The sequence below is a fragment of the Rhodovulum steppense genome (assembly GCF_004339675.1).
Classification (GTDB): domain Bacteria; phylum Pseudomonadota; class Alphaproteobacteria; order Rhodobacterales; family Rhodobacteraceae; genus Rhodovulum; species Rhodovulum steppense.
Genome location: NZ_SLVM01000018.1, coordinates 1 through 23,281 on the forward strand (window position 1 = coordinate 1; position 23,281 = coordinate 23,281).

The 23,281-nt window shown below is 67.9% G+C and carries 20 protein-coding genes; 5 read left to right on the plus strand and 15 right to left on the minus strand.

The window, feature by feature from the left end; translation table 11 throughout:
* Positions 1–179: 179 nt before the first annotated feature.
* On the minus strand, positions 180–1,268 hold the full coding sequence (locus EV216_RS12335; RefSeq protein WP_132695837.1) for a site-specific integrase: 1,089 nt from the start codon (positions 1,266–1,268) through the stop codon (positions 180–182).
* Between the two features lie 113 nt (positions 1,269–1,381).
* Here EV216_RS12335 and dusA point away from each other — a divergent pair, with 113 nt between their 5' ends.
* The 3 genes from dusA to EV216_RS12350 all read left to right on the plus strand — a co-directional run bounded on the left by dusA (position 1,382) and on the right by EV216_RS12350 (position 4,131).
* Positions 1,382–2,365 carry a tRNA dihydrouridine(20/20a) synthase DusA gene (dusA, locus tag EV216_RS12340; RefSeq protein WP_132695838.1) on the plus strand — a complete coding sequence of 328 codons (984 nt, stop codon included), beginning with the start codon at positions 1,382–1,384 and terminating at the stop codon, positions 2,363–2,365.
* An 82-nt stretch (positions 2,366–2,447) separates the two neighbouring features.
* On the plus strand, positions 2,448–3,272 hold the full coding sequence (locus tag EV216_RS12345) for a sulfite exporter TauE/SafE family protein (RefSeq protein ID WP_132695839.1): 825 nt from the start codon (positions 2,448–2,450) through the stop codon (positions 3,270–3,272).
* 82 nt (positions 3,273–3,354) lie between these two features.
* Positions 3,355–4,131, plus strand: a complete 777-nt coding sequence (locus EV216_RS12350; RefSeq protein WP_132695840.1) for an enoyl-CoA hydratase-related protein — start codon at positions 3,355–3,357, stop codon at positions 4,129–4,131.
* A gap of 214 nt (positions 4,132–4,345) precedes the next feature.
* Here EV216_RS12350 and gltA read toward each other — a convergent pair whose 3' ends face one another.
* The gene (gene gltA, locus EV216_RS12355; protein ID WP_132695841.1) at positions 4,346–5,641 is read right to left on the minus strand and encodes a citrate synthase; all 1,296 of its coding nucleotides are present in this window, start codon (positions 5,639–5,641) and stop codon (positions 4,346–4,348) included.
* An 86-nt stretch (positions 5,642–5,727) separates the two neighbouring features.
* Positions 5,728–7,131, minus strand: a complete 1,404-nt coding sequence (gene gltX / locus EV216_RS12360; protein ID WP_132695842.1) for a glutamate--tRNA ligase — start codon at positions 7,129–7,131, stop codon at positions 5,728–5,730.
* A 77-nt stretch (positions 7,132–7,208) separates the two neighbouring features.
* On the opposite strand from gltX, the gene EV216_RS12365 reads away from it, so the two are divergent.
* Positions 7,209–9,257: a ComEC/Rec2 family competence protein gene (locus EV216_RS12365; protein WP_132695843.1), complete on the plus strand. Its 2,049-nt coding sequence runs from the start codon at positions 7,209–7,211 to the stop codon at positions 9,255–9,257.
* On the opposite strand, the gene lexA is transcribed toward EV216_RS12365, so the two are convergent.
* The 6 genes from lexA to EV216_RS12395 all read right to left on the minus strand — a co-directional run bounded on the left by lexA (position 9,251) and on the right by EV216_RS12395 (position 14,316).
* Entirely contained in the window at positions 9,251–9,943 is a 693-nt protein-coding gene (gene lexA, locus EV216_RS12370; protein ID WP_132695844.1) for a transcriptional repressor LexA, read from the minus strand. The two genes, EV216_RS12365 and lexA, sit on opposite strands and share 7 nt — an antisense overlap.
* 87 nt (positions 9,944–10,030) lie before the next feature.
* A complete protein-coding gene (locus EV216_RS12375) occupies positions 10,031–11,203 on the minus strand; it encodes a molybdopterin molybdotransferase MoeA (protein ID WP_132695845.1) in 1,173 nt (390 codons plus the stop codon).
* Entirely contained in the window at positions 11,200–11,679 is a 480-nt protein-coding gene (gene moaC / locus EV216_RS12380; protein ID WP_132695846.1) for a cyclic pyranopterin monophosphate synthase MoaC, read from the minus strand. The genes EV216_RS12375 and moaC overlap by 4 nt, the downstream gene beginning before the upstream one ends.
* Positions 11,679–12,482, minus strand: a complete 804-nt coding sequence (trpC, locus tag EV216_RS12385; protein WP_132695847.1) for an indole-3-glycerol phosphate synthase TrpC — start codon at positions 12,480–12,482, stop codon at positions 11,679–11,681. The genes moaC and trpC overlap by 1 nt, the downstream gene beginning before the upstream one ends.
* 236 nt (positions 12,483–12,718) lie before the next feature.
* Positions 12,719–13,738: an anthranilate phosphoribosyltransferase gene (gene trpD / locus EV216_RS12390; RefSeq protein WP_132695848.1), complete on the minus strand. Its 1,020-nt coding sequence runs from the start codon at positions 13,736–13,738 to the stop codon at positions 12,719–12,721.
* Positions 13,735–14,316: an anthranilate synthase component II gene (locus tag EV216_RS12395; RefSeq protein ID WP_132695849.1), complete on the minus strand. Its 582-nt coding sequence runs from the start codon at positions 14,314–14,316 to the stop codon at positions 13,735–13,737. Before EV216_RS12395 ends, trpD begins: the two co-directional genes overlap by 4 nt.
* Positions 14,317–14,471: 155 nt before the next feature.
* On the opposite strand from EV216_RS12395, the gene EV216_RS12400 reads away from it, so the two are divergent.
* Positions 14,472–16,121, plus strand: coding sequence for a divergent polysaccharide deacetylase family protein (locus tag EV216_RS12400; RefSeq protein ID WP_132695850.1), 1,650 nt, complete (start codon positions 14,472–14,474; stop codon positions 16,119–16,121).
* Between the two features lie 26 nt (positions 16,122–16,147).
* Here EV216_RS12400 and EV216_RS12405 read toward each other — a convergent pair whose 3' ends face one another.
* From EV216_RS12405 to gyrA, 6 genes are all read right to left on the minus strand, one after another.
* Positions 16,148–16,891 carry a proteasome-type protease gene (locus EV216_RS12405; protein WP_132695851.1) on the minus strand — a complete coding sequence of 248 codons (744 nt, stop codon included), beginning with the start codon at positions 16,889–16,891 and terminating at the stop codon, positions 16,148–16,150.
* A gap of 23 nt (positions 16,892–16,914) precedes the next feature.
* Positions 16,915–17,712: a transglutaminase family protein gene (locus tag EV216_RS12410; protein WP_132695852.1), complete on the minus strand. Its 798-nt coding sequence runs from the start codon at positions 17,710–17,712 to the stop codon at positions 16,915–16,917.
* A gap of 4 nt (positions 17,713–17,716) precedes the next feature.
* Positions 17,717–18,658 (minus strand): alpha-E domain-containing protein, encoded by a 942-nt coding sequence (locus EV216_RS12415; RefSeq protein ID WP_132695853.1) that lies wholly within the window; start codon positions 18,656–18,658, stop codon positions 17,717–17,719.
* 5 nt (positions 18,659–18,663) lie between these two features.
* Entirely contained in the window at positions 18,664–20,085 is a 1,422-nt protein-coding gene (locus EV216_RS12420) for a circularly permuted type 2 ATP-grasp protein (protein WP_132695854.1), read from the minus strand.
* 127 nt (positions 20,086–20,212) lie between these two features.
* Positions 20,213–20,389 carry a hypothetical protein gene (locus tag EV216_RS18300; protein WP_165899237.1) on the minus strand — a complete coding sequence of 59 codons (177 nt, stop codon included), beginning with the start codon at positions 20,387–20,389 and terminating at the stop codon, positions 20,213–20,215.
* 33 nt (positions 20,390–20,422) lie between these two features.
* Positions 20,423–23,182, minus strand: a complete 2,760-nt coding sequence (gyrA, locus tag EV216_RS12425) for a DNA gyrase subunit A (protein WP_132695855.1) — start codon at positions 23,180–23,182, stop codon at positions 20,423–20,425.
* Between the last annotated feature and the right edge of the window lie 99 nt (positions 23,183–23,281).

A 23,281-nucleotide genomic window follows, 5' to 3' on the forward strand; every position in this document is an offset into this window, starting at 1 on the left:
GATACGATCGGTGCCCGGAAACGTTCTTCTCTGCGATCATGCTCGCCGCAACCGTCTTGTTCTGGCTATGATCAAGAACGAGTCCTGAGCCTAAGTGAAGTAGGAGTCTTAGCTGCTGGGTGCTTTGCGTGCCGGGCAGTTATGGAATGCCGCGTATGGTCGTTGTTTTGATTATTGCGTCACTCAGCGGCGACGTTCCCGGACGGGAAGGGCGAGCGCGCGGCGGCCAACCGATGCAATGCTTCGGGGCGAATATGCGTGTAGCGTCGCAGCATCTTCCAATCCTTGTGACCGGTGACCAGCGAGACCTGTTCGATGGCGAAGCCCGCCTCGAACAGGCGACTTGTACCTTCATGGCGCAAATCGTGGAAGTAGAGGTTCTTAACACTTACCTCGACGCAGGCGCGCCGGAAGGCTGTTCCCACCGATCTGGAGTTGTAGGGAAAAATCCGGCCCTTTGCATGGCCGAGTTCTTTCGCCTGTTCGGTGACCAGCGCCCAGGCGTCGAACCCCGTGGCGGCGAAGAGTGGGATCCGCTGGTCGTTCCCGGTCTTGTTGCGTGGGTCTTTTCGGTCGCGGATCAGAAGCATCCGGCGGTCGACATCGAGATCGCTCCACTCGACCCGGCAGATCTCGTCGAGCCGCATGGCCGTGGCCACCGCGAATTTCACGATCCGCGTCATCGGTGTCGTCAGGCGTTCGTTGTCATCGAAGCAGCGGAAGAGGCGGTTCAACTCGTCAGTGGTGGGGCGACGATCCCGCTCTGTGCCCTTGCCGATCAGGCCGAGACGCTTGAGCGCGACGCGCGCCAGATCGACGGGCTCCGGAGAGATGTCGAGGCCGTGAACGGCTGCCGCGTGGGTGATGATCATCTTGATCACGCCGATATCGATCCCGAGAGTCACCGGTCCCGCGCCTTGTTCGGCGCGCATCTTGCCGTAGTCGATCAGCTTTTGCCGGTCGAGGTGCCCGATCTTTTCCTTGCCCAGATCGCGCTTGAGCGTCGTGAGCGTGGCGGCCTTGCTGCGACGCGGCGGTTTCCCTACCTCGCACATATCGGTTATATGAAGGTCGATGAGGTCGCCAAAGGTCTGGAGGCGGAAGACGGACGACTTGTTCGGCGCCAGCCCCTGATCGACCCGGGTCTCCGCCTGGCGGGCCCAACGATGGGCGTCGTCGCGGCGGAGGAACGTCTCGCTCGCGTAGCGGCCCTTTCGTCTGATCTGGACCCGGTAGGCACCGGAGGGGAGCTTGGTGATGGAGACCATTTTCGTGTGCGCTGTGTGTGCAATGAGTCGTCGTAGAGGGGCAAATTCGGGGATATTGGGGCGTATTCCAGCGTAGCAGCCGTCGCCGCCAACAGTTTGAAGATGCAAAAAAAATGCAAATAAATCAACACGCTAGATTATCCACGGCCCCTATGATGGACTGGACCGACCGCCATTGCCGGTATTTCCACCGGCTGATGAGCGCGCGGGCGCTGCTCTATACCGAGATGGTGACCTCGGCGGCGCTGGTGCGGGGGGAGGCGCGGCATCTGCTGGCCTTTGACCCGGCCGAGCATCCGGTGGCGGTGCAGCTTGGCGGCTCGGATCCGGGCGAGCTGGCGCTGGCGACGCGGATGGCCTGTGACGAGGGCTATGACGAGGTGAACCTGAATGTCGGCTGCCCCTCCGACCGGGTGCAGTCGGGCTGTTTCGGGGCGGTTCTGATGAAGTCGCCCGGTCTGGTGGCCGAGTGCGTGGCGGCGATGCGGGCGGCGGCGCGCGTCGAGGTGACGGTGAAATGCCGCATCGGCGTCGACGATCAGGAGCCGCGCGACATCCTGCCGGAATTCCTGGAAACCCTGCGCGCGGCGGGGGTAAGCCGCTTTGTCATCCATGCGCGCAAGGCCTGGTTGCAGGGGCTGAGCCCGCGGGAGAACCGGGACATCCCGCCGCTGGATTACGATCTGGTTCTGGACATGAAGCGCGCCTTTCCCGACCTTGCGATCAGCATCAATGGCGGGATCCAGTCGCTGGACGAGGCGAAGGGATTTCTCGATGCGGGTCTCGATGGTGTGATGATCGGCCGGGCGGCCTATCACGATCCGGCGGCGATCCTGCTGGGTGCGGATGCGGCGATCTTCGGGCAGGAAGGCCGGAAGACGCGGGAAGAGGTTGTCGACGGGATGCGGCCCTATATCGCGCGCCACCTGGCCGAGGGCGGACGGCTGCACAATGTCACCCGGCACATGCTGGGCCTTTATGCGGGCCAGCCCGGCGCGCGGGCCTGGCGGCGGATCCTGTCCGAAGGGGCTGTGCAGCCGGGTGCGGGGCTCGACGTGCTGGACGCGGCCCTTGCGGCGCTGCCGCGCGCGGCCTGAACCGGCGCCGAACGGGGGCTGATCCCGCTGGCGCGGCGGGTGAGGCTGGGCTAAGGGCAGGGGAGCCGGACCGGAGATTGCCATGCCAGACCTTTCGCTGATCCTGCCGATGCTGGCGCTGCTGCTGGCGATCGGGGCGGTGGCGGGGGTGATCGCGGGCTTGCTGGGCGTCGGCGGCGGGCTGATCCTGGTGCCGGCCTTCTTCTATGCCTTCACCGCGCTGGGCTATGACAGCCCGCAGATCATGCAGATCTGCCTTGCCACCTCGCTGTCCACCATCATCGTGACCTCGGTCCGCTCGGTGCTGGCGCATCATGCCAAGGGGGCGGTGGACTGGACGATCCTGCGCGGCTGGGCGCCGGGGCTGATGCTGGGGGCGGTGCTGGGCGTGCTGGTGGCGGCGGGGCTGCGCTCGGTGGTGTTGCAGGGCATCTTCGGGGTGCTGGGCGTGCTGGCGGGGGGCTATCTGGCCTTTGGCCGCGCGACCTGGCGGCTGGGCGAGGCCATGCCGGGCGGTGCGCTGCGGGCGGCGCTGTCCTCGGGCGTGGGGTTCCTGGCGGTGCTGATGGGGATCGGGGGCGGGCTGTTCGGGGTGCCGCTGATGACGGTCTATGGCCAGGCGATCCACCGGGCGGTGGCGACGGCGGCGGGGTTCGGGTTGCTGATCGCGGTGCCGTCGGTGATCGCCTTTCTTCTGGTCGATATCGCCCCAGAGGGGCGGCCGCCGCTGACCATCGGGGCGGTGAACCTGCCCGCCTTTGCGGTGATCGTGGCGATGACGCTGCTGACCACGCCGCTGGGCGTGCGGCTTGCCCATCGGCTGGACCCCAAGCCCTTGCGCCGGGTCTTTGCGCTTTTCGCGATCGTGGTGGCGGGCAACATGCTGCGCAAGGCGGCGGGGTTGTGAGCGCGCGCGCGCCGCTGCGTTCCGCTTTCCATCCCCGCCCGCCGCGCTAGTCTGGCGGAAGGGCGAAGCGGGAGGACCGGCCATGGTCTACGAGGTGATCGACTACCGCGCGGCGGACGGGATCGGGGTGCTGGTGCTGAACCGGCCCGAGGTGATGAACGCGCTGAACACGCGGATGCGGGCCGAGATCCTGGATGCCGTGCGCCACGCGCCCGAGGAGGCCCGGGTGCTGGTCATCACCGGGGCGGGGCGGGCCTTCTGTTCGGGGCAGGATCTGGGCGACGGGGCCAATGTCGCCGATATCGACCTGGAACGCACGCTGCGCGACGAATACGAGCCGATGCTGCGGGCGATCTTCGATTGCCCGATCCCGACCGTCGCGGCGGTGAACGGCCCGGCGGCAGGGGCGGGGGCGAACCTTGCGCTGGCGGCGGATGTGGTGATCGCCTCGGAGGCGGCGATGTTCCTTCAGGCATTCACCCGGATCGGGCTGATCCCCGATGCGGGCGGCACCTACTGGTTGCCGCGGCAGGTGGGGTTCGCGCGTGCGATGGGGGCGGCGCTGTTCGCCGAGCCCGTGCCCGCGCGCCAGGCCGCCGATTGGGGCATGATCTGGGAGGCGGTGCCCGAAGCGGGGTTCGAGGCCCATTGGCGGACCCGCGCGGCGCAATTGGCCAGGGGACCGACGGTGGCCTATGCCAAGCTGAAGGCGGCGATCCGCGCCTCCTATGCCAACGACCTGGAGGCGCAGCTTTCGCTGGAGGCGCAGCTTCAGGGCGCTTGCGGGGCGACGCGGGATTTCAAGGAGGGCGTGCTGGCCTTCCTGGAGAAGCGCCCGCCCCGGTTCGAGGGGTTCTGAGGCATCTGCAGCCGGGACAGGGCCGCCCCGGCAGGGCCGGGTGCTCGCCCCCCTTGCCCGGGACATCACGCGCGCGCCCCCGATCCCGGGATTCCCGGCCAAATTCCGGTCCATGCGTCGTCGGGGGGGCACCGTGGCGCTTGCACGAAGCGCGGGCGCGCGGGCCGGGTTGCCGAAACCCTCTGCCGCGACGCGCCCGGAGCCTGTGGCCGGTTCAGCGGTCCTCGACGTCGACGTAATCGCGCCGGGTCGGGCCGGTATAAAGCTGGCGGGGACGGCCGATCCGCATGTTGGGATCGGCGATCATCTCCTTCCACTGCGAGATCCAGCCCACCGTGCGGCTGACCGCGAAGATCGGGGTGAACATCGAGGTCGGGAAGCCCATCGCGTCGAGGATGATGCCGGAGTAGAAATCGACATTCGGATAGAGCTTCTTCGAGACGAAATATTCGTCTTCCAGCGCGATCTTTTCCAGTTCCTTGGCGACCTTGAGCGTCTCGTTGTTCTCGATGCCCAGAAGGTCCAGCACCTCGTCGGCGGATTGCTTCATCACCTTGGCGCGCGGGTCGAAATTCTTGTAGACCCGGTGGCCGAAGCCCATCAGCCGGAACGGATCGTCCTTGTCCTTGGCGCGCTTGATGTATTCGGGGATGCGCTCGACCGTGCCGATCTCGCGCAGCATTTCCAGACAGGCCTGGTTCGCGCCGCCATGGGCCGGACCCCACAGACAGGCGATGCCGGCGGCGATGCAGGCAAACGGGTTCGCGCCCGAGGAAGACGCCAGACGCACCGTCGAGGTGGAGGCGTTCTGCTCGTGATCGGCATGCAGCGTCAGGATGCGGTCCATGGCGCGGGTCAGGATCGGGTCGACCTCGTATTCCTCGCAGGGCACGGCAAAGCACATGCGCAGGAAGTTCGAGGCATAGTCCAGATCGTTGCGCGGATAGACGAAGGGCTGGCCCACCGAATACTTGTAGGCCATCGCCGCGATGGTCGGAACCTTGGCGATCAGCCGGATCGAGGCGACCTCGCGCTGCCAGGGATCGTTCACATCGGTCGAGTCGTGGTAGAAGGCCGACATCGCGCCCACCACGCCCACCATGACCGCCATCGGGTGCGCGTCGCGCCGGAAGCCGGTGAAGAAGCGGTGCATCTGTTCATGCACCATCGTATGCCGCGTCACCCGGCTTTCGAAATCCTCAAGCTGGGCGGCGGTCGGCAACTCGCCGTAAAGCAGCAGGTAGCAGACTTCGAGATAATGCGATTTCTCGGCCAACTGGTCGATCGGATAGCCCCGGTGCAGCAACTCGCCCAGATCGCCGTCGATGAAGGTGATCGAGCTTTCGCAGGACGAGGTCGAGGTAAAGCTGGGGTCGTGGGTGAACACCCCCATCTTTCCGTAAAGCTTGCCGATATCGACAACGTCGGGGCCTGCCGTCGGGTGCAGGACCGGCAGATCTATCGACTTGTCCCCCAGGGTCAGCGTCGCGGTTCTGGTGCTCTCGGCCATGGATGTCCCTCATTTTCATCGAGAGACCGGGCCGCGTTCCCTGCGGCACGGTCGGTGGCGTGCGCGGGCATCGGGCCGTTTCGGCCTCAGCCCCGGGTGTCAGCCAGCCGGGCGAGCGTTTCGTCGCGGCCGATGACCAGCATCATGTCGAACACGCTGGGCGAGACCGTCCGCCCGGCCAGCGCGGCGCGCAACGGCGCGGCAAGCTTTCCGAGGGTGGTTCCGTGGCCCTCGGCCAGTTGCTTGACCGCCGCCTCAAGAGCGTCGCGTTCCCAGCTAGCATTTTGCAAGTGCGGCGTCAATTCGGCCAGTATACCACGGGATACATCATCCAGCGCCTGCGCCGCCTTTTCGTCCGGGGCGATGGGGCGTTCGGCAAGGACGAAATGCGCCTTTTCAAGAAGTTGGGGGAATGTCTTGAAGCCACCTTTCAGCAGCGGAAGGGCGGCGGAAAGGCCCGCCTCCTGCCGCGCCGACAGGGCGGGCTGGCCGGTGGCAGCCAGAAATGCCTTCAATTCGCGCAGCAGCGCAGCATCCTCCATCGCGGCAAGATGCTGGCCCGACAGGTTCTCCAGCTTCTTGAAGTCGAAGCGCGCGGGAGAGCGGCCGATTCCTTCCAGTCCGAACCAGGCCTGCGCCTGGGCGTCGGTGAAGAACTCGTCATCGCCATGGCTCCAGCCGAGCCGGGCGAGGTAGTTGCGCATCGCCGCCGCCGGGTAGCCCATCGCGCAGTATTCCTCGACCCCCAGCGCGCCGTGGCGCTTGGACAGTTTCTTGCCGTCGGGTCCGTGGATCAGCGGGATATGCGCCCAGACCGGCACCGGCCAGCCCATCGCGTGATAGATCTGCATCTGGCGGGCGGCGTTGTTCAGGTGGTCGTCGCCCCGGATCACATGGGTCACGCCCATGTCGTGATCGTCCACCACCACCGCCAGCATGTAGGTCGGCGTGCCGTCCGAGCGCAGCATCACCATGTCGTCGAGCTGGTCATTGCCGATGGTCACGCGGCCCTGCACCGCGTCCTCGATCACGGTCACGCCTTCGCGCGGGGCCTTGAGCCGGATCACGAAGGGCGCATCCGGGTGACTGGCGGGGTCGGCGTCGCGCCAGGGGCTCTGGAACAGGGTCGAGCGGTTCTCGGCCCGGGCGGCCTCGCGGAAGGTCTCGATCTCGTCCTGGGTGGCGAAGCATTTATAGGCATGGCCCGAGGCCAGCATCTGCTGCGCCACCTCGGCATGGCGGGGGGCGCGCTCGAACTGGCTGACCGGGTCGCCATCCCAGTCGAGCCCGAGCCAGCGCAGCCCGGTCAGGATCGCCGCCGTCGCCTCGGGGGTCGAGCGGGCGCGGTCGGTATCCTCGATCCTGAGCAGGAAGCGCCCGCCGCGGCCGCGCGCGTAAAGCCAGTTGAACAGCGCCGTGCGCGCCCCGCCGATATGCAGGAAGCCCGTGGGCGACGGGGCGAAACGGGTGACGACCTGCGTCTCGGACATGCGCCTTAACCTTTTGTTCATCATGATGGAGATAGCGTTGCCGCCTGTCTAGGAGATCGTCCGGGAGAGGACAAGCGGTGGGGGTGCTCGGCGCGCTCGAGGCCCGCAGGGGCCATTTGTTCCCCTGGGTGCCGGTCCTGCTGGCGCTCGGCATCGGGGCCTATTTCGCGCTGCCAGTGGAGCCGCCCGTCTGGGGGCTGGCGGGGTTTGCCTGTTGCGGGCTGGTCCTGCTGCTGGCCGCGTGGAAGGGGCCGGAACGCCGGGGGCCGGTGCTGGTCGCGCTGGCGCTGGTGGCCTTTGGCGTCGTGCTGGCAGGTGCGCGGGCGCATATGGTCGCCGCGCCCAAGCTCGATTACCGCTATTACGGCGTGGTCGAGGGGCGGGTGGTGGCGCTTGACCGCTCGATGTCGGACGCGCCGCGGATCACGCTGGATCGGGTCTGGCTGGAGCGGGTGCCCGCCCATCGCATTCCCGAACGGGTGCGCGTGTCGCTGCATGGCGCGGCGGGCCTGACCGATCCCGCACCGGGCACGCGGATCGCGATGATGGCGCATCTGTCGCCGCCCTCGGCCCCGGCGGAGCCCGGCGGCTTCGACTTTCGCCGCCATGCCTGGTTCGACCGGCTGGGCGCGGTGGGCTATGCGCGCAGCCCGGCGGTGGCGCTGGATCCGCCCGAGGGGGGGCTGACCCTGCTGGTGCAGCGGGCGCGGATGGCGCTGTCGGGGGCGCTGCGCGCGCGTATCCCGGGCGATCAGGGGGCGTTCGCCGCCGCGATCCTGACCGGCGACCGCTCGGCGATCTCGCGCGATGCGTTGCAGGCGCTGCGGGATTCGAACCTGGCGCATCTTCTGGCGATTTCCGGGCTGCATATGGGGCTGTTGACCGGGGTTGTCTTTGCGGCGCTGCGCTTTGGCCTTGCGCTGATCCCGCCGCTGGCCCTGCGCCTGCCGACCAAGAAACTGGCGGCAATCGGTGCGCTGGCGGCGGGGGCGGTCTATCTGGCGCTGTCGGGCGGCAATGTCGCGACGGAACGCGCCTATGTCATGGTCGCGGTGGTGCTGGTTGCGGTCCTGGCCAACCGCCGCGCGCTGACGCTGCGGGCGGTGGCGATGGCGGCGCTGATCATCCTGGCGATGGCGCCGGAAAGCCTGACCCAGGCCGGGTTCCAGATGTCCTTTGCCGCGACCACGGCCCTGATCGCCGTCTTCGGGGCGCTGCGCGAGATGCCGGACGGGCGCTGGCGCCCGCCGCGCTGGCTGAACGCCGTGCTGGGGGTGGTGATATCCTCGGCGGTGGCGGGGGCGGCCACGGCGCCGTTCGGGGCGGCGCATTTCAACCAGATGTCGCAATACGGGCTGCTTGCGAATGTGATTTCCGTGCCGTTGATGGGGCTTCTGGTCATTCCCGCGGCGGTCGTGGCCGCCTGCCTTGCGCCTTTCGGGCTTGCGGGGCTGGGGCTTGAGCCGATGCGCTGGGGCATCGCCTGGATCCTGGGCGTGGCGGAGTGGGTCGCGGGGCTGGATGGCGCGGTCTGGCCGGTGGTGAGCCCGGGGCCCGCGGTGCTGCCGATGATCTCGCTGGGCGCGCTGTGGGTGATCCTGTGGTCGGGCAGGGCCCGGCTGGCGGGGCTGGTGCCGATGCTGCTGGCGCTGGCGCTGTGGGCGCAGACGGACCGGCCCGCGCTGCTGATCGCCGAAAGCGGCGGGCTGGTGGGCGCGCTGGGGCCGGAGGGGCGGGCCTTGTCGAAACCGTCCGGCGAGGGGTTCGTCGCGGGATCATGGCTTGAAAACGATGGCGACCGGGTCACGCAGGGCATGGCGTTCGAGCGGCCGGGGCTGGACGGTGCGCGCGGGCTGCAGGTGGCCGAGGTTTCGGGCGACCGGTTCATCCTGGTCACCGGGCGCGGCTGGGCCGAGCGGATCGCGCCCGCCTGTGCCGAAGGCTGGGTGATCGTGCCGCAGATCGTTGCCGATGCACCCGAAGGCTGCCGCCTGCTCGACCGGCGGGCGCTGGCGCGCAGCGGCACGCTGGCTGTCTATCCCGGAAGCGACGGCCCGCAGCTGGTCGCGGCGAACAGGGCCGAACGGGTGTGGACGGCGCGGCGCGGGCCGCCGCTGCGTCAATAGCTGCGGATCAGCCCGACAAGGCGGCCCTGCACCCTGACCCGGTCGGAGGGCAGGATGCGCGTTTCATGGGCCGGGTTCGCGGCCTCGAGCGCGATCATGTCGCCCTTGCGGCGGAAGCGTTTCAGCGTCGCCTCCTGGTCATCGACCAGCGCCACCACGATCTCGCCATTCTCGGCGTTGTCCTGTTCGCGGATCACCACCACGTCGCCATCGTTGATGCCCGCCTCGATCATCGAATCGCCCTTGACCTCAAGCGCGTAGTGGCGCCCGCGCCCCGAGAGCATGCTGCCCGGCACGGCGACATGGTGCGAGACATGGGAAATCGCCTCGATCGGCGTGCCCGCCGCGATCCGCCCCATCAGCGGCACCTCGAGCGCGCCCGCGGCTTCCACATCCATCGCCCCGCGGGGCGGGCCGGGCGGCGGGGCGTCGCCCGCGATCACCATGGGGCGGAATCCCTTTGTCTCAAGCGCCTCGGGCAGCCGGACAATCTCGATGGCGCGGGCGCGATGGGCCAGGCGGCGGATGAAGCCGCGTTCCTCAAGCGCCGTGATGAGACGGTGGATGCCGGATTTCGAGCGCAAATCCAGCGCCTCCTTCATCTCGTCGAAAGAGGGGGGCACGCCGTCGCGCTGCATCCGCTTGTGGATGAATTCCAGGAGGTCGAGTTGCTTGCGGGTAAGCATGGGACATCCTCGCCATGGGGATCGTTCCCTCGTGTTCTAGGCATGTTCACGTTTTGTGTCAAGTTGTCCCGGCGCAAACCGGCCCGGTCAGAGCGGCAGGTATTCCACCGCCTCGCCCGCGCGGCGCGGCCCGTCGCCGGGGGGGCGCACGATCAGCGCGTCGGCCTCGGAGAGGATGGTCAGAAGCGCGCTGTCCTGGCGGTCGAAGGGCGCGATGCCGTCCGCGGTGATCCGGGCGCGCATGTAATGTTCGCGCGGGCCGTTGGCGTCCAGATCGCAGGCCAGCCGGGCGGTCCGGCGCGGGGCGGGGGCTGTGGGCAGGCCCTGCATCACGCGCAGCACCGGCAGCAGGAACAGCGTCGCGCAGACCAGCGCCGAGACCGGGTTGCCGGGCAGCCCGATCATCGCCGCCTTGCCCATCCGTCCCGCCATCAGCGGCTTGCCCGGCCGCATCGCGACCTTGTAGAACGCCTGTTCCATGCCCAGATCGGCGGCCACCTTGCCGACAAGGTCATGATCGCCCACCGACGCGCCGCCGATGGTCACGATCAGGTCGGCCCCCTCGGCCAGCCCGAAGACGGTTTTCAGCGAGGCCTCGGTATCCCGCGCGATGGGCAGAAGCCGCCCGATGCCGCCCTCGGCCTCGACCATGGCCTTGAGCCCGAAGCCGTTGGATGCGACGATCTGATCGGGACCCGGCACCTCGCCCGGCATCACCAGTTCGTCGCCGGTGGCGATGATCGCGACATCGGGGCGGCGGTGGACGGGCAGGGCGGGCAGGTTCATCGCGGCGGCCAGCGCCAGATCGGCAGGCCGCAAGCGGCGCGGGGCGCTCAGGGCGTCACCTGCGGCGAAATCGGCGCCCGCGGGGCGGATATTGGTGCCGCGGTCCAGCCGGTCGCCCAGCGTGATCCGGTCGCCTGTGCGGGTCACGTCCTCCTGGATCACGACGCGCGCGGCGCCTTGCGGGACCGGGGCGCCGGTGAAGATGCGCACCGCCTGCCCGGGGGCCAGCGCGCCGACGAACCCTTCGCCCGCGCGAGAGGTGCCGATCACGTCCAGCGTGGCGCCGGGCCGGGCATCGGGCTCGGCGATGGCATAGCCGTCCATCGCCGAGGTGTCGAAGGGCGGCTGGGTCAGGCGGGCGGCGACCGGGCGGGCCAGCACGCGGCCCGCGGCCTGGGCCAGCGGAACCTCCTCGACCGGCAGGGGCGCGACCAGGGCGCAGACCCGGGCAAGCGCCGCCTCGACCGAAATCATTCCTGCGCCTCGTAGCGGCCGGATTTGCCGCCCTCCTTGAGGGTCAGGCGGATGCCGCCGATCTCCATGCCCTTTTCGGCGGCCTTGAGCATGTCGTAGACCGTGAGCGCCGCGACCGAGACGGCGGTCAGCGCCTCCATCTCGACGCCGGTCTGGCCGGTGGTCCGCACGGTTGCGGCGATGCGGATGCCGGGCAGCGTGGGATCCGGGGTCAGGTCCAGCGCGACCTTGGTCACCGGCAGCGGATGGCAGAGCGGGATCAGCGCGGCGGTCTGCTTGGCCCCCATGATGCCCGCCAGCCGGGCAACGCCCAGGACATCGCCCTTGTCCGCCCGGCCTTGCAGAGCGATATCAAGGGTTTCCGGGTTCATCCTCACCCAACCTTCGGCCACCGCAAGCCGGGCGGTCACGGGTTTGTCGGACACATCCACCATATGGGCATGGCCCTGGGCGTCGAAATGGGTGAGGCCTGCCATCACTGGAGGCCCATTGCCGGATTGGCCAAGAGCGCCCGCGTGGCGGCGGTGACATCGGGCTGGCGCATCAGGCTTTCGCCGATCAGGAAGCTGCGCACGCCATAGCGGGCCATCTCGGCCAGATCGGCGGGGGTGTTCAGCCCGGATTCGCTGACGATGTGGCGGCCTTCGGGGACATGGCGCACAAGCTGGCGCGTTGTCTCAAGATCGGTGATGAACGTATTGAGGTTACGATTGTTTATCCCGATAAGGCCGGATTTCAGCGCGCAGGCCCGCTCTAGCTCTGCGGCGTCGTGCACCTCGATCAGCGCATCCATTCCCCACTCGGTCGCGGCGGCTTCCAGCTCGGCGGCCTGCGCGTCCGAGACACTGGCCATGATGACCAGGATGCAATCCGCCCCCAGCGCGCGCGCCTCGGCGACCTGGTAGGGGTCATACATGAAATCCTTGCGCAGGCAGGGCAGCTTGACCGCGCGATGCGCCTGGGTCAGGTAGTCCTTTGCGCCCTGGAAGGACGGCGTGTCGGTCAGGACCGACAGGCAGGTCGCCCCGCCCGCCTCATAGGCCCGGGCCAGTGCCGGCACGTCGAAATCCTCGCGGATCAGGCCCTTGGAGGGGCTGGCCTTCTTGATCTCGGCGATCAGGCCATAGCCCTTCTGGACGGCCTTGTGCAGCGCGGCGGCGAAGGGGCGGACGGGCGGCGCGGCCCGCGCGTCGGCCTCGATGTCGGACAATGGGCGGGCGGCCTTGTCGGCGGCGATCTCGTCCAGCTTGTAGGCCTTGATGCGGTCGAGGATTGTCATTTATTCCCTCGGAAGTAGGCCATTCGGAAGGCGATTTGGCAGATCAAGCCTATTGATTTTGCAGGCGGCGATCATCTTCGGCTCCAGAAGCGAGTTGAAACCATCGTGGTTACTTTCCCAACATGCTTTGCACAACATGACGCCGTAACGCGTGGCTTTTCTTCCGTTGTATACGTGGTTGCCATACTGGAACTCGCGTCCACAAACGTAACAGGTCTCCTTGAACGCGGCCTGGCTCATGTGGGCTCCGAGGTGATCTGGGCAAGCGCCTGCACCTTGGCCCTGGCCTGGCCGCTGTCGATGCTTTCGGACGCCATTTCAACACCTTCGCGCAGGTTCTTTGCGTGGCTTGCGACGACCAGCGCAGCGGCGGCGTTCAGCAGGACCGCGTCGCGATAGGCGGACGGTTCGCCATCGAGCAGTGCGCCGAAGGCACGGGCGTTGTGTTCGGGCGTGCCGCCGAGGATCGCCTCGAACGGGTGTTCGGGCAGGCCGGCCTCTTCGGGGTGCAACTCGCGCTCGGTCACTTCGCCGTCCTCAAGCATCGCGACATGGGAAATGCCTGAAATCGCAAGCTCGTCGGTGCCGTCGCTGCCATGGACCAGCCAGGCCGCTTCGGAGCCCAGGGCCGCGAGCGTTTCGGCCATCGGGCGGATCAGCGTGCGGGAGAACGCCCCGGTCAACTGCCGCCTGACGCCCGCGGGGTTGGTGAGCGGCCCGAGGATGTTGAAGATCGTTCGCGTGCCGAGTTCCGCGCGGGTGGGGCCGACATGGGCCATCGCGGGGTGGTGCATCGGCGCCATCATGAATCCGATGCCGACCTCTTTCAGTGCCTTTTCAACAATTTCCGGGCCGACCATCACGTTGATGCCCATCTGCGACAGGGCATCCGCCGCGCCCGATTTCGAGCTGAGGTTGCGGTTGCCATGCTTGGCCACCGGCACGCCCGCGCCCGCCACGACAAAGGCCGCCGCAGTCGAGATGTTCAGCGTGCCCTTGCCGTCGCCGCCGGTGCCCACGATGTCCATCGCGCCCGCGGGGGCGGTGACCTTGCGGCATTTCGACCGCATCACGGCGGCGGCGGCGGCAAATTCGTCCACCGTCTCGCCGCGCGTGCGCAGCGCCATCAGCAGGCCGCCGATCTGGCTGGGCGTGGCTTCGCCCTGGAACAGCGCCTCGAACGCGACGCGCGCCTCGTCCCTTGTCAACGGGCGGTCGGCGGCGATGCCGATCAGCGGCTTCAGCGCATCGCTCATGCCGGTTCCTTCACGGATTGCAGGAAGTTGCCCAGCAGCGCGTGACCATGTTCGGACGCGATGCTTTCGGGATGGAACTGCACGCCATGGACCGGCAGCGTGCGGTGGCGCAGGCCCATGATCGTGCCATCGGCCAGCCAGGCATTGGCCACGAGGCAATCGGGCAGGGTTTCGCGCTCGACGATCAGGGAATGGTAGCGCGTCGCGTTGAAGGGCGAGGGCAGGCCCGCGAAAACGCCGGTGGCGTCGTGCTCGATCCGGCCCATCTTGCCATGCACGATCTCGCCCGCGCGCACGACGCGGCCGCCGAATGCCTCGCCGATGGTCTGGTGGCCGAGGCAGACGCCCAGCAGCGGCGTTGCGGTCTCGGCCGCGGCGCGGGTCAGCGCGAGGCAGATCCCCGCCTGCGCCGGATCGCAGGGGCCGGGCGACAGGATGATCGCGGACGGGTTCAGGGCCATCGCCTGCTGCACGTCCATCGCATCGTTGCGCACGACGCGCGTCTCGGCGCCCAGCTCGCCCAGGTAATGGACGAGATTCCAGGTGAAGCTGTCGTAATTGTCGATCAGTAGCAGCATGGTCGCGCCAGAAGCGAAAGAGGGTGAACCCGGGGGCGGGTCGGGCTATACATGCTCAGAGCGGTGCGCCCCGGTCAAGGGGCGGCAGTGCGGGCAAATCCCCGCGCGAGGCAGAAGGCAAGAGGCGCAAGGCCAAAACCCTGAAGGAGCACGGCATGGGCAGGGGACTGTTCGGCGGGATTGTCTGGGGCATCGTCCTGAGTGGCTTGGTGCTGGTCGTGCTGGCGCTGGTCGGCCCGCCGCCGACCCGGCCGGGCGAGGCCCCGGTGCCGCCGCTTGCCGGTCGCCCCGAGGCGCCGCCGTCGCAGACCCGACCGCCCGAGGCCGCACCGGAAACCGCGCCGCCCGTCGCTGCGGAGCGTCCCGGCGCCCTTGCGCGCCCCGAGCCCGCCCGCGCGCCCGCCACCGATATAGAGCTTCCGCCCGGGTCGGAGTTCAACCGCAGGCCGCCCGACCGCGAGGCCAGCCTGCCCAGGGCCGATGAAGGCCGCCGCGGCGCGCCGCCCGTGCGCGGACCGGATGCGGAGGGGGCTGTGATCGAGGCGCCCCGGCTTGACACCGCGCCCGGGGCGGCGCCCGCGCCGGTGACCTCTGGTCCCGACGGGCTGGCGCCGCCGCTCTCGGCCGAAGCGCCGCCCGATTTCGCCGCGGACGAGCCCGTGCAGACAGCCCCCGGCGCGACCGCCCCGCTGGCCGTGCCGTTGCCCGCGGCGCCGGAGCGCGACGACATGGCCGTGACCGCCCCGGACGCCGTCCCGGCGCCCGGCGATGGCGACGCGCAGGCCGCTGCGGATGCCGCGGGGGGCATGCGCGACCCCGTCGACCCTGCGCAGCCGCGCGTCCGCCCGCTGCCCGTGCTGCCCGAAACGGCGCAGCGCGGCGAAGCCGGGAGGACCGGCATGCAGGCCGAGCCCCCCCCGGACAGCCCGCCGGGCGGCGCGCTGCGCGTCCCGGCCCCCAGCGGCGGGATCGAGGCCCCCGATATCCGCACCGGCCGGTTGCCGATGGTCGGCACCGTGCCGCCCGAGACCGCAGCCGATGCCGCCCAGCCGCCGGAAGCGGCGCAGGAACCGGCAGAGGAGAGTGCCGAGGCCGCGGAGGCCAGCCCCGGGGCCACGCCGCGCGAGGGGCTGGGGGCGCTGGCCCGCAACGCGGTGCCGTTCCAGCCCGCCGCGGACCGCCCGCTTTTCTCGGTGATCCTGATCGACGCGGGCGAAGAAGGGCTCGACCGGGCGGCGCTGATGACCTTTTCCTTCCCGGTGACCTTCGCGGTCGATCCGAGCCGCCCGGACGCGGATGAGGCGATGGCCGCATATCGCGCGGCGGGCTACGAGGTGGTCGCGCTGGCCACGGGGCTGCCCCCCGGCGCGACGCCCGGCGATCTGGAGGTCGCGCTGGCCGCGCAGCACGGGCTGCTCGACCGGGCGGTGGCGGTGATGGACGTGGCCGGGGCGGGGTTCCAGGACGACCGCGCGCTGACCGCGCAGATGGTGGCCTTTGCCGGAGAGACCGGGCATGGGCTGGTGACCTATGACCGCGGGTTGAACAGCGCGGCGCGGCTGGCGGGACAGGCTGGCGTGCCGCAGGCCACGGTGTTCCGCATGCTTGACGAGAATCGGCCCAACGCCCCGACGATCCGGCGCATTCTCGACCGGGCGGTGTTCAAGGCCCGCCAGGACGGCCATGTGGTGATGGTCGGGCACAGCTATTCGGACACGGTGACCGCGCTTTATTCCTGGGCGCTGGAGGCCGAGGCCGAGGCGGTCACGCTGGCGCCGATCTCGGCGGTGCTGCGCCGCCGCTGAGCCCGCAGGGGCGCTTTGGCGCCGCGTCAGCCCCCGGCGTCCAGCTCGAAATCGGGCAGGCTGTCCAGCGCGGTCTTCAGCGCCTCGCCCCAGCCTGCCGAGATCGCGTGGTAATAGGGATCATCCGCCGCGATCCGAAGCTGCGGCTCCAGCGTCAGGCTGCCCGCGCGGTAGAGTTGCAGGTCGAAGGGCGGGCCGACCGAGAGGTTCGCCTTGACCGTGCTGTCGAAGCTGACCAGCAACAGCTTGATCGCCTGTTCGAACCCCATCGTCCGGTCATAGGCCCGCACCAGGATCGGGCGGCCATATTTCGTCTCGCCGATCTGGAAGAACGGCGTGTCGGTCCCGGCCTCGATGAAATTGCCCTCGGGATAGATCAGGAACAGCCGCACCGGCCCGCCCTTGATCTGCCCGCCCAGGATCAGCGTGGCGTTGAAGGTGCCTTCGGCGCGCTGGCCCTGGGTGCCGGGCTGAGAGATCACGCTGCGCAGCGTGTCCGCCACGAGGCGGGCGGCCTGGAACATCGAGGGCACCTCGTTGATCGAGGGATCGCGTTCGCCATGGGCCTTGGTGCGTTCATCCAGCAGGCTGACCACGGCCTGGGTGGTGGCCAGGTTGCCCGCCGTCATCAGCATCAGCACCCGTTCGCCCGGCACCTGCCAGGTAAAGAGCTTGCGGAAGGTCGAGATGTTGTCCACCCCCGCATTGGTGCGGGTGTCGGCCATCATCACCAGCCCCTGGTCCAGCATCAGCCCGACGCAATAGGTCATTGCCCGTCCCGTTTCCCGCGCGGCTATTGCTGCGCCACCTCGATCTCGACCGACAGGGCCTCGCCCGCGCCGCCGATCCGCGTGCCCCGGACCGGGGCCGCCTCGTCATAGTCCAGCCCCGTGGCGACCCGGACATAGCGGATGTCGGGCGAGATGCCGTTCGAGACGTCGAAACCGACCCAGCCCAGCCCCTCGACATGCGCCTCGGCCCAGGCGTGCATCGCGTTCTGTTCGACACGGTCGTCCATCCGCAGATAGCCCGAGACATAGCGCGCCGGAAAGCCCATTTCGCGCGCGCAGGCGGTGAAGACATGGGCGTGGTCCTGGCAGACGCCGCGCCCCTCGGCCAGGGCGTCCTCGGCGGTGGTGCCTGCATCGGTGGCGCCCGGTTCGTAGGACACGGCGCCGAGGATGATCCGCGACAGTTCGTGCAGGCGTGCGAGATCGGTCTCGCCCGTGACCTCGCGGATCAGCGCCCGGCAGCCCTGGCCCGCCCGGGTGCGCGGGGTCGCACGGCGGAACAGCCAGAGCGGCGCGGGGCCGCGATGCGCGCCCACGATGCCGTGGGTCTCGACCAGATCGACCTCGCCCTCCGAGCGCACGACCAGTTCCGTGGCGTCCCGCTCGAAGCTGAGCAGTTCCACGGTATTGTGGTTGTGATCCTCGAAGGAGAGTTCCTTGCGGCCGCCCTCGACCGTGGTGGTCCAGGCGATCACGGTCTGCTGGTGGCTGGATTTCGGCGTCTTGCGCAATTGCTGCAACCCGTAGGTCACCGGGTTCTCGAAGCGATAACGGGTGGTGTGGCGGATCCTCAGGCGCATGGGCTCACTCGTAGAACCTGTAGTCGATCTCGATCTGGTGGCCCAGCGCGGCGAGCGCGGCGAGGATGTCCTGCAGGTATTCGTGCAGGCCGTATTCGAAGATCGAGTCGATGTCATGGGACATGAAACGGCGCACCAGCGTATCCACCTGCGCGTGACAGGGATGACGCAGCCCGTAATCGGAGGCGAGATAGTCCAGGTTGTCGCGGATCTTGGAGATCGAGAATTTCAGGCTGCGCGGCATCCGCCGGTCGAGAATCAGGAAGCGCGCGATATCCACGGAACAGGCCTGGTTGCCATGGACCATGCGATAGCCCCCGCGGGCCGAGACCGAGCGCAGGATCGTCTCCCACTGGACATTGTCGATCGAACTGCCCACCGAGTTCACCGAGGGCAGCAGCACATAGTATTTCACGTCCAGGATGCGCGCGATGTTGTCGGCGCGTTCCAGATAGGTGCCGATGCGGGCGAAGTTGAAGATGTCGTTGCGCAGCATCGTGCCCTGGGTCGTGCCACGCACGAGGGCGGTGTGCTGCTTGATCATGTCGATCGCGGCGGGCAGGTCGCGTTCGTTGACCTTGCGGGCCAGTCGCTCGCGCACCTGCATGTAGCAGCGGTTCATCGCCTCCCAGACGTCATGGGTCAGCGCGGTGCGCACCAGCCGCGCGTTCTGCCGCGCCGCCGAGATCGCCGAGAGCACCGAGGACGGGTTGTCCCTGGAGCGCAGCATCCAGTCGATCGCGGCTTCCTTGGTGACCTCGTCATGGCGGGACAGATAGCCATCGGCCACGCCCGCGGTCTGCATGATCGACAGCCATTCGCCATCCGAGCTTTCCAGCCGGGTCAGCGCGATGCGCTGGCCGGTCTCGACCAGGCGCGAGATGTTCTCGGCCCGTTCGAGAGAACGATACATCCAGAACAGGCCATTTGCGGTCTTGCCCAGCATGCGGCTCAGTCCTCCAGCACCCAGGTATCCTTGGTGCCGCCCCCTTGCGAGGAATTCACCACGAGCGATCCCTTCTTCAGCGCCACCCGCGTCAGCCCGCCGGGCGTGATGTTGATGCCGTTCGGACCCACCAGCACAAAGGGCCGCAGGTCGACATGGCGCGGCGCGAGACCGTTGCGGGTGAAGATCGGCACGGTCGACAGCGAGAGCGTGGGCTGGGCGATGTAATTGCCCGGCCGCGCCATCAGCTTCTTGCGGAACTCGGCCAGATCCTTGCGCGTGGCCGCAGGCCCGATCAGCATGCCGTAGCCGCCCGAGCCATGCACCTCCTTGACCACCAGTTCGGACAGGTGGTCCAGCACATAGGCCAGCGCGTCCGGTTCCGAACAGCGCCAGGTCGGCACGTTTTCCAGCAGCGCCTTTTCGCCCGTGTAGAACTCCACGATCTCGGGCATGTAGCTGTAGATCGCCTTGTCATCGGCGATGCCGGTGCCGGGCGCGTTGGCGATGGTGATCCGGCCCGCGCGGTAGACATCCATGATGCCGGGGATCCCCAGCGCCGAGTCCGGGTTGAAGTTCAGCGGATCGAGGAAATCGTCGTCCACCCGGCGATAGAGCACGTCGATCGGCTGATAGCCTTGCGTCGTGCGCATCGCCACCTTGCCATCGACCACGCGCAGGTCGTTCCCCTCGACCAGTTCGACGCCCATCTGGTCGGCGAGGAAGGCATGTTCGAAATAGGCCGAGTTGTAGATCCCCGGCGTCAGCACCGCGACGGTGGGGCTGTCCGAGCCATTGGGCGCGCAGGAGGCCAGCGAGCGGCGCAGATCCGCGGGGTAGGATTGCACCGGCTGAACCCGGTTCTGGGAAAACAGCTCGGGGAACATCTGCAACATCGTCTCGCGGTTTTCCAGCATGTAGCTGACGCCGCTGGGCGTGCGGGCATTGTCCTCGAGCACATAGAACTGGTCGTCGCCGGTGCGCACCAGGTCGATGCCGACGATATGGGTATAGATGCCGCCCGGCGGTTCCACCCCGATCATCTGCGGCAGGAAGGCATCGTTGCGCGAGATCGCCTGTTCGGGGATGCGGCCCGCCTTCACGATTTCCTGGCGGTGATAGATATCGTAGAGGAAGGCGTTGATCGCGCGCACCCGCTGTTCGATGCCGCGGCTCAGACGCTGCCATTCGCGACCCGAGATGATGCGCGGGATGATGTCGAAGGGGATCAGCCGTTCCTCGGCCTCGGCCCGGCCATAGACGTTGAAGGTGATGCCGGTCAGCCGGAACACCTCCTCGGCCTCGCGCTGCTTGGCGCGCAGGCGGGCTATGTCCTCGCCCTCGAACCAGTTCTGAAAGCGCCGGTAAGGGGCGCGCAGATCTGCGTCCCGGCCCCACATCTCGTCGAAGATCGGTGTCTCGCTCATGCTGCTACGCTAGGCAGGCGCCGGGGCCAGAGCAATATGCAAGCTTCGGGGCAGGGGCGCATTTCCGGGCAGGCGCCTGTTTTTTAGGCAGGCGTGGCGCATGCGGCGGGACGACATTGGTGCCGCCTCAGCGCATCTTCCGGGTCTCGTTGATCCAGTCGACCATGGCGGCGTCGATCTGGCGCAGGATCTCGACCGCGGCCTCGGTATCGCCGTGGTTCACGAGCGCGTCCAGCGCCATGTGCACGCCGCGATGCATCTGCTGCACCCCGTCCAGAGCCTCGCGGTTGGCGACCTTGTGCATCGCGCGTTCCCCCCCCCTGACCAGACGGCGCGCCTATTCGGCGTCGCCGGGCCCCTCGTCCTCGGCCTGCTCGGCGATCCAGGCGACCGAGACGACCTCTTCGCCGCGGGCGGTATTGAACACCCGCACGCCGCCCGCGCTGCGCGAGCGGAACGAGATATCCTCGACCGGGCAGCGGATCGACTGGCCGGTGGAGGTGACCAGCATGATCTGGTTGTCGATCTCGACCGGGAAACAGGCGACCAGCCTGCCGCCGCGCATCGCCTTGTCGATGGCCTGCACGCCCTGGCCGCCGCGCCCGCGCACCGGGTAGTCGTGGCTGGACGACAGCTTGCCGGTGCCGCCCGCGGTGATCGTCAGGATCAGATCCTCGGCGGCCGACATTTCCGCGTAACGCTCTGGCGAAAGCTGGCCCTCGGCAACGGCCTCTTCCTCGTCGTCGGACTCCTCCTCCTCGGTGACACCGGCCATCAGGCGGCGCTGCTTGAGATAGGCGGTGCGCTCCTCGGAGCTGGCGTCGAAATGGCGGATGACCGACATCGAAACGACCCGGTCGTCGTTCAACAGCCGGATGCCGCGCACGCCTACCGAACTGCGGCTGTTGAACACCCGAACATCCGTGGTCGGGAACCGGATGGCCCGCCCCATCGCCGTGACCAGCATCACGTCGTCATCCTCGGAACAGATGCGCGCGTTGATAAGTTGCGTCTCGGCGTGCTCATCCTCGAATTTCATCGCGATCTTGCCGTTGCGCATGACGTTGGTGAAATCCGACAACTGGTTGCGTCGGACCGTTCCCGCCGAGGTCGCGAATACGATCTGCAACTCGTCCCATTCCGCCTCGGGCCGGTCCACCGGCATGATCGCGGCGACCGAGACGCCGGTCGCGATCGGCAGGATGTTGACGATGGCCTTGCCCTTGGCGGTGCGTCCACCCTGCGGCAGGCGCCAGCATTTCAGCTTGTAGACCATCCCGTCGGTGGTGAAGAACAGGAGCGGTGTATGGGTGTTGGCCACGAAGAGGGTGGTGACCACATCCTCTTCCTTGGTCTGCATCCCCGACATGCCCTTGCCGCCGCGGCGCTGGGCGCGGAACTCGGCCAGCGGCGTGCGCTTGATATAGCCGGACTGGGTGACCGTCACGACCATGTCCTCGCGCTCGATCAGATCCTCGTCCTCCATGTCGCCGGACCAGTCGGCGATCTCGGTGCGGCGGGGGACGGCGAACTGGTCGCGGACCTCTTTCAGCTCGTTGGAAATGATCTCCATGATCCGGTCGCGCGAGCGCAGAATATCGAGGTAATCCTTGATCCTTGCGGCAAGGTCTTCAAGTTCGTCGGTAACTTCCTTGACGCCCAGTTGGGTCAGGCGTTGCAGCCGCAGATCGAGGATCGCGCGGGCCTGGGTCTCGGACAGGTAATAGGTGCCGTCCTCGTTCATCTTGTGGCTCGGATCGTCGATCAGCCGGATGTAGTCGGCGATATCGGCGGCAGGCCAGCGGCGTTCCATGAGGCGCGCGCGGGCCTCGGCGGCATCGCTTGATGCGCGGATCGTGGCCACCACCTCGTCCACATTCGACACCGCGACGGCCAGACCGCACAGGATATGGCTGCGCTCGCGCGCCTTGCGCAGTTCGAACGCCGTGCGTCGTGCGACAACCTCCTCGCGGAAGTCGATGAAAGACGTGAGGAATTTTCGAAGCGTCAACGTCTCGGGGCGGCCGCCGTTCAGCGCCAGCATGTTGCAGCCGAAGGAAGTCTGCATCGGCGTGAAGCGGAACAGCTGGTTCAGCACGACATCGGGCGTGGCGTCGCGTTTCAGCTCGATCACCACGCGCACGCCGACCCGGTCGGATTCGTCCTGCACATGGGCGATGCCCTCGATCCGCTTGTCGCGCGCGGCCTCGGCGATGCGCTCGATCATCGTGGCCTTGTTCACCTGATAGGGGATCTCGTCCACCACGATGGCAAAGCGGTCCTTGCGGATTTCCTCGATCCGGGTCTTCGCCCGGATGATGACCGAGCCGCGCCCCTCCAGATAGGCCTTGCGCGCGCCCGAGCGGCCGAGGATCTGCGCGCCGGTCGGGAAATCCGGGGCAGGGACGTATTCCATCAATTGCTCGGTCGACAGATCCGGGTTCGCGATCAGCGCCAGCGTGGCATCGACCACCTCGCCCAGATTGTGCGGCGGGATGTTGGTGGCCATGCCGACCGCGATGCCGCCCGCGCCGTTGACCAGCATGTTCGGGAAGCGCGCGGGCAGGACGGTGGGTTCCAGGTCCTTGCCGTCATAGTTCGGCTGGAAATCGACCGTGTCCTTGTCGATATCGGCCAGCAGCGCCGCGGCGGGCTTGTCCATCCGCACCTCGGTATAGCGCATGGCCGCCGCGTTATCGCCATCCATCGAGCCGAAATTGCCCTGCCCGTCCAGCAGCGGCAGCGACATCGAGAAATCCTGCGCCATCCGCACCAGCGCGTCATAGATCGCGCTGTCGCCATGCGGGTGGTATTTCCCCATAACGTCGCCCACGGGGCGGGCCGACTTGCGATAGGGCTTGTCATGCGTGTTGCCGGTCTCGTGCATCGCGTAAAGGATGCGCCGGTGCACGGGTTTCAGGCCGTCGCGCAGATCCGGGATCGCGCGGCTGACGATCACGCTCATCGCGTAATCGAGATAGGAGGTCTGCATCTCCTGCTCGATGGCAATGGTCGGGCCGTCATGGACGGCACGAGGCGCCCCTGCGCTGGAGCCGTTTTCGTCTTGGTTTTCAGGGGTTTCCGGCGTGTCGCTCACGTCAGTATCCGCCCTTTCGTGGCGATGCTACATATTGTTGGGCGCACTCTAACAGAACCTTCATGTTGGGTGCAATGCTCGTCCGGCCCCGCCATTGGC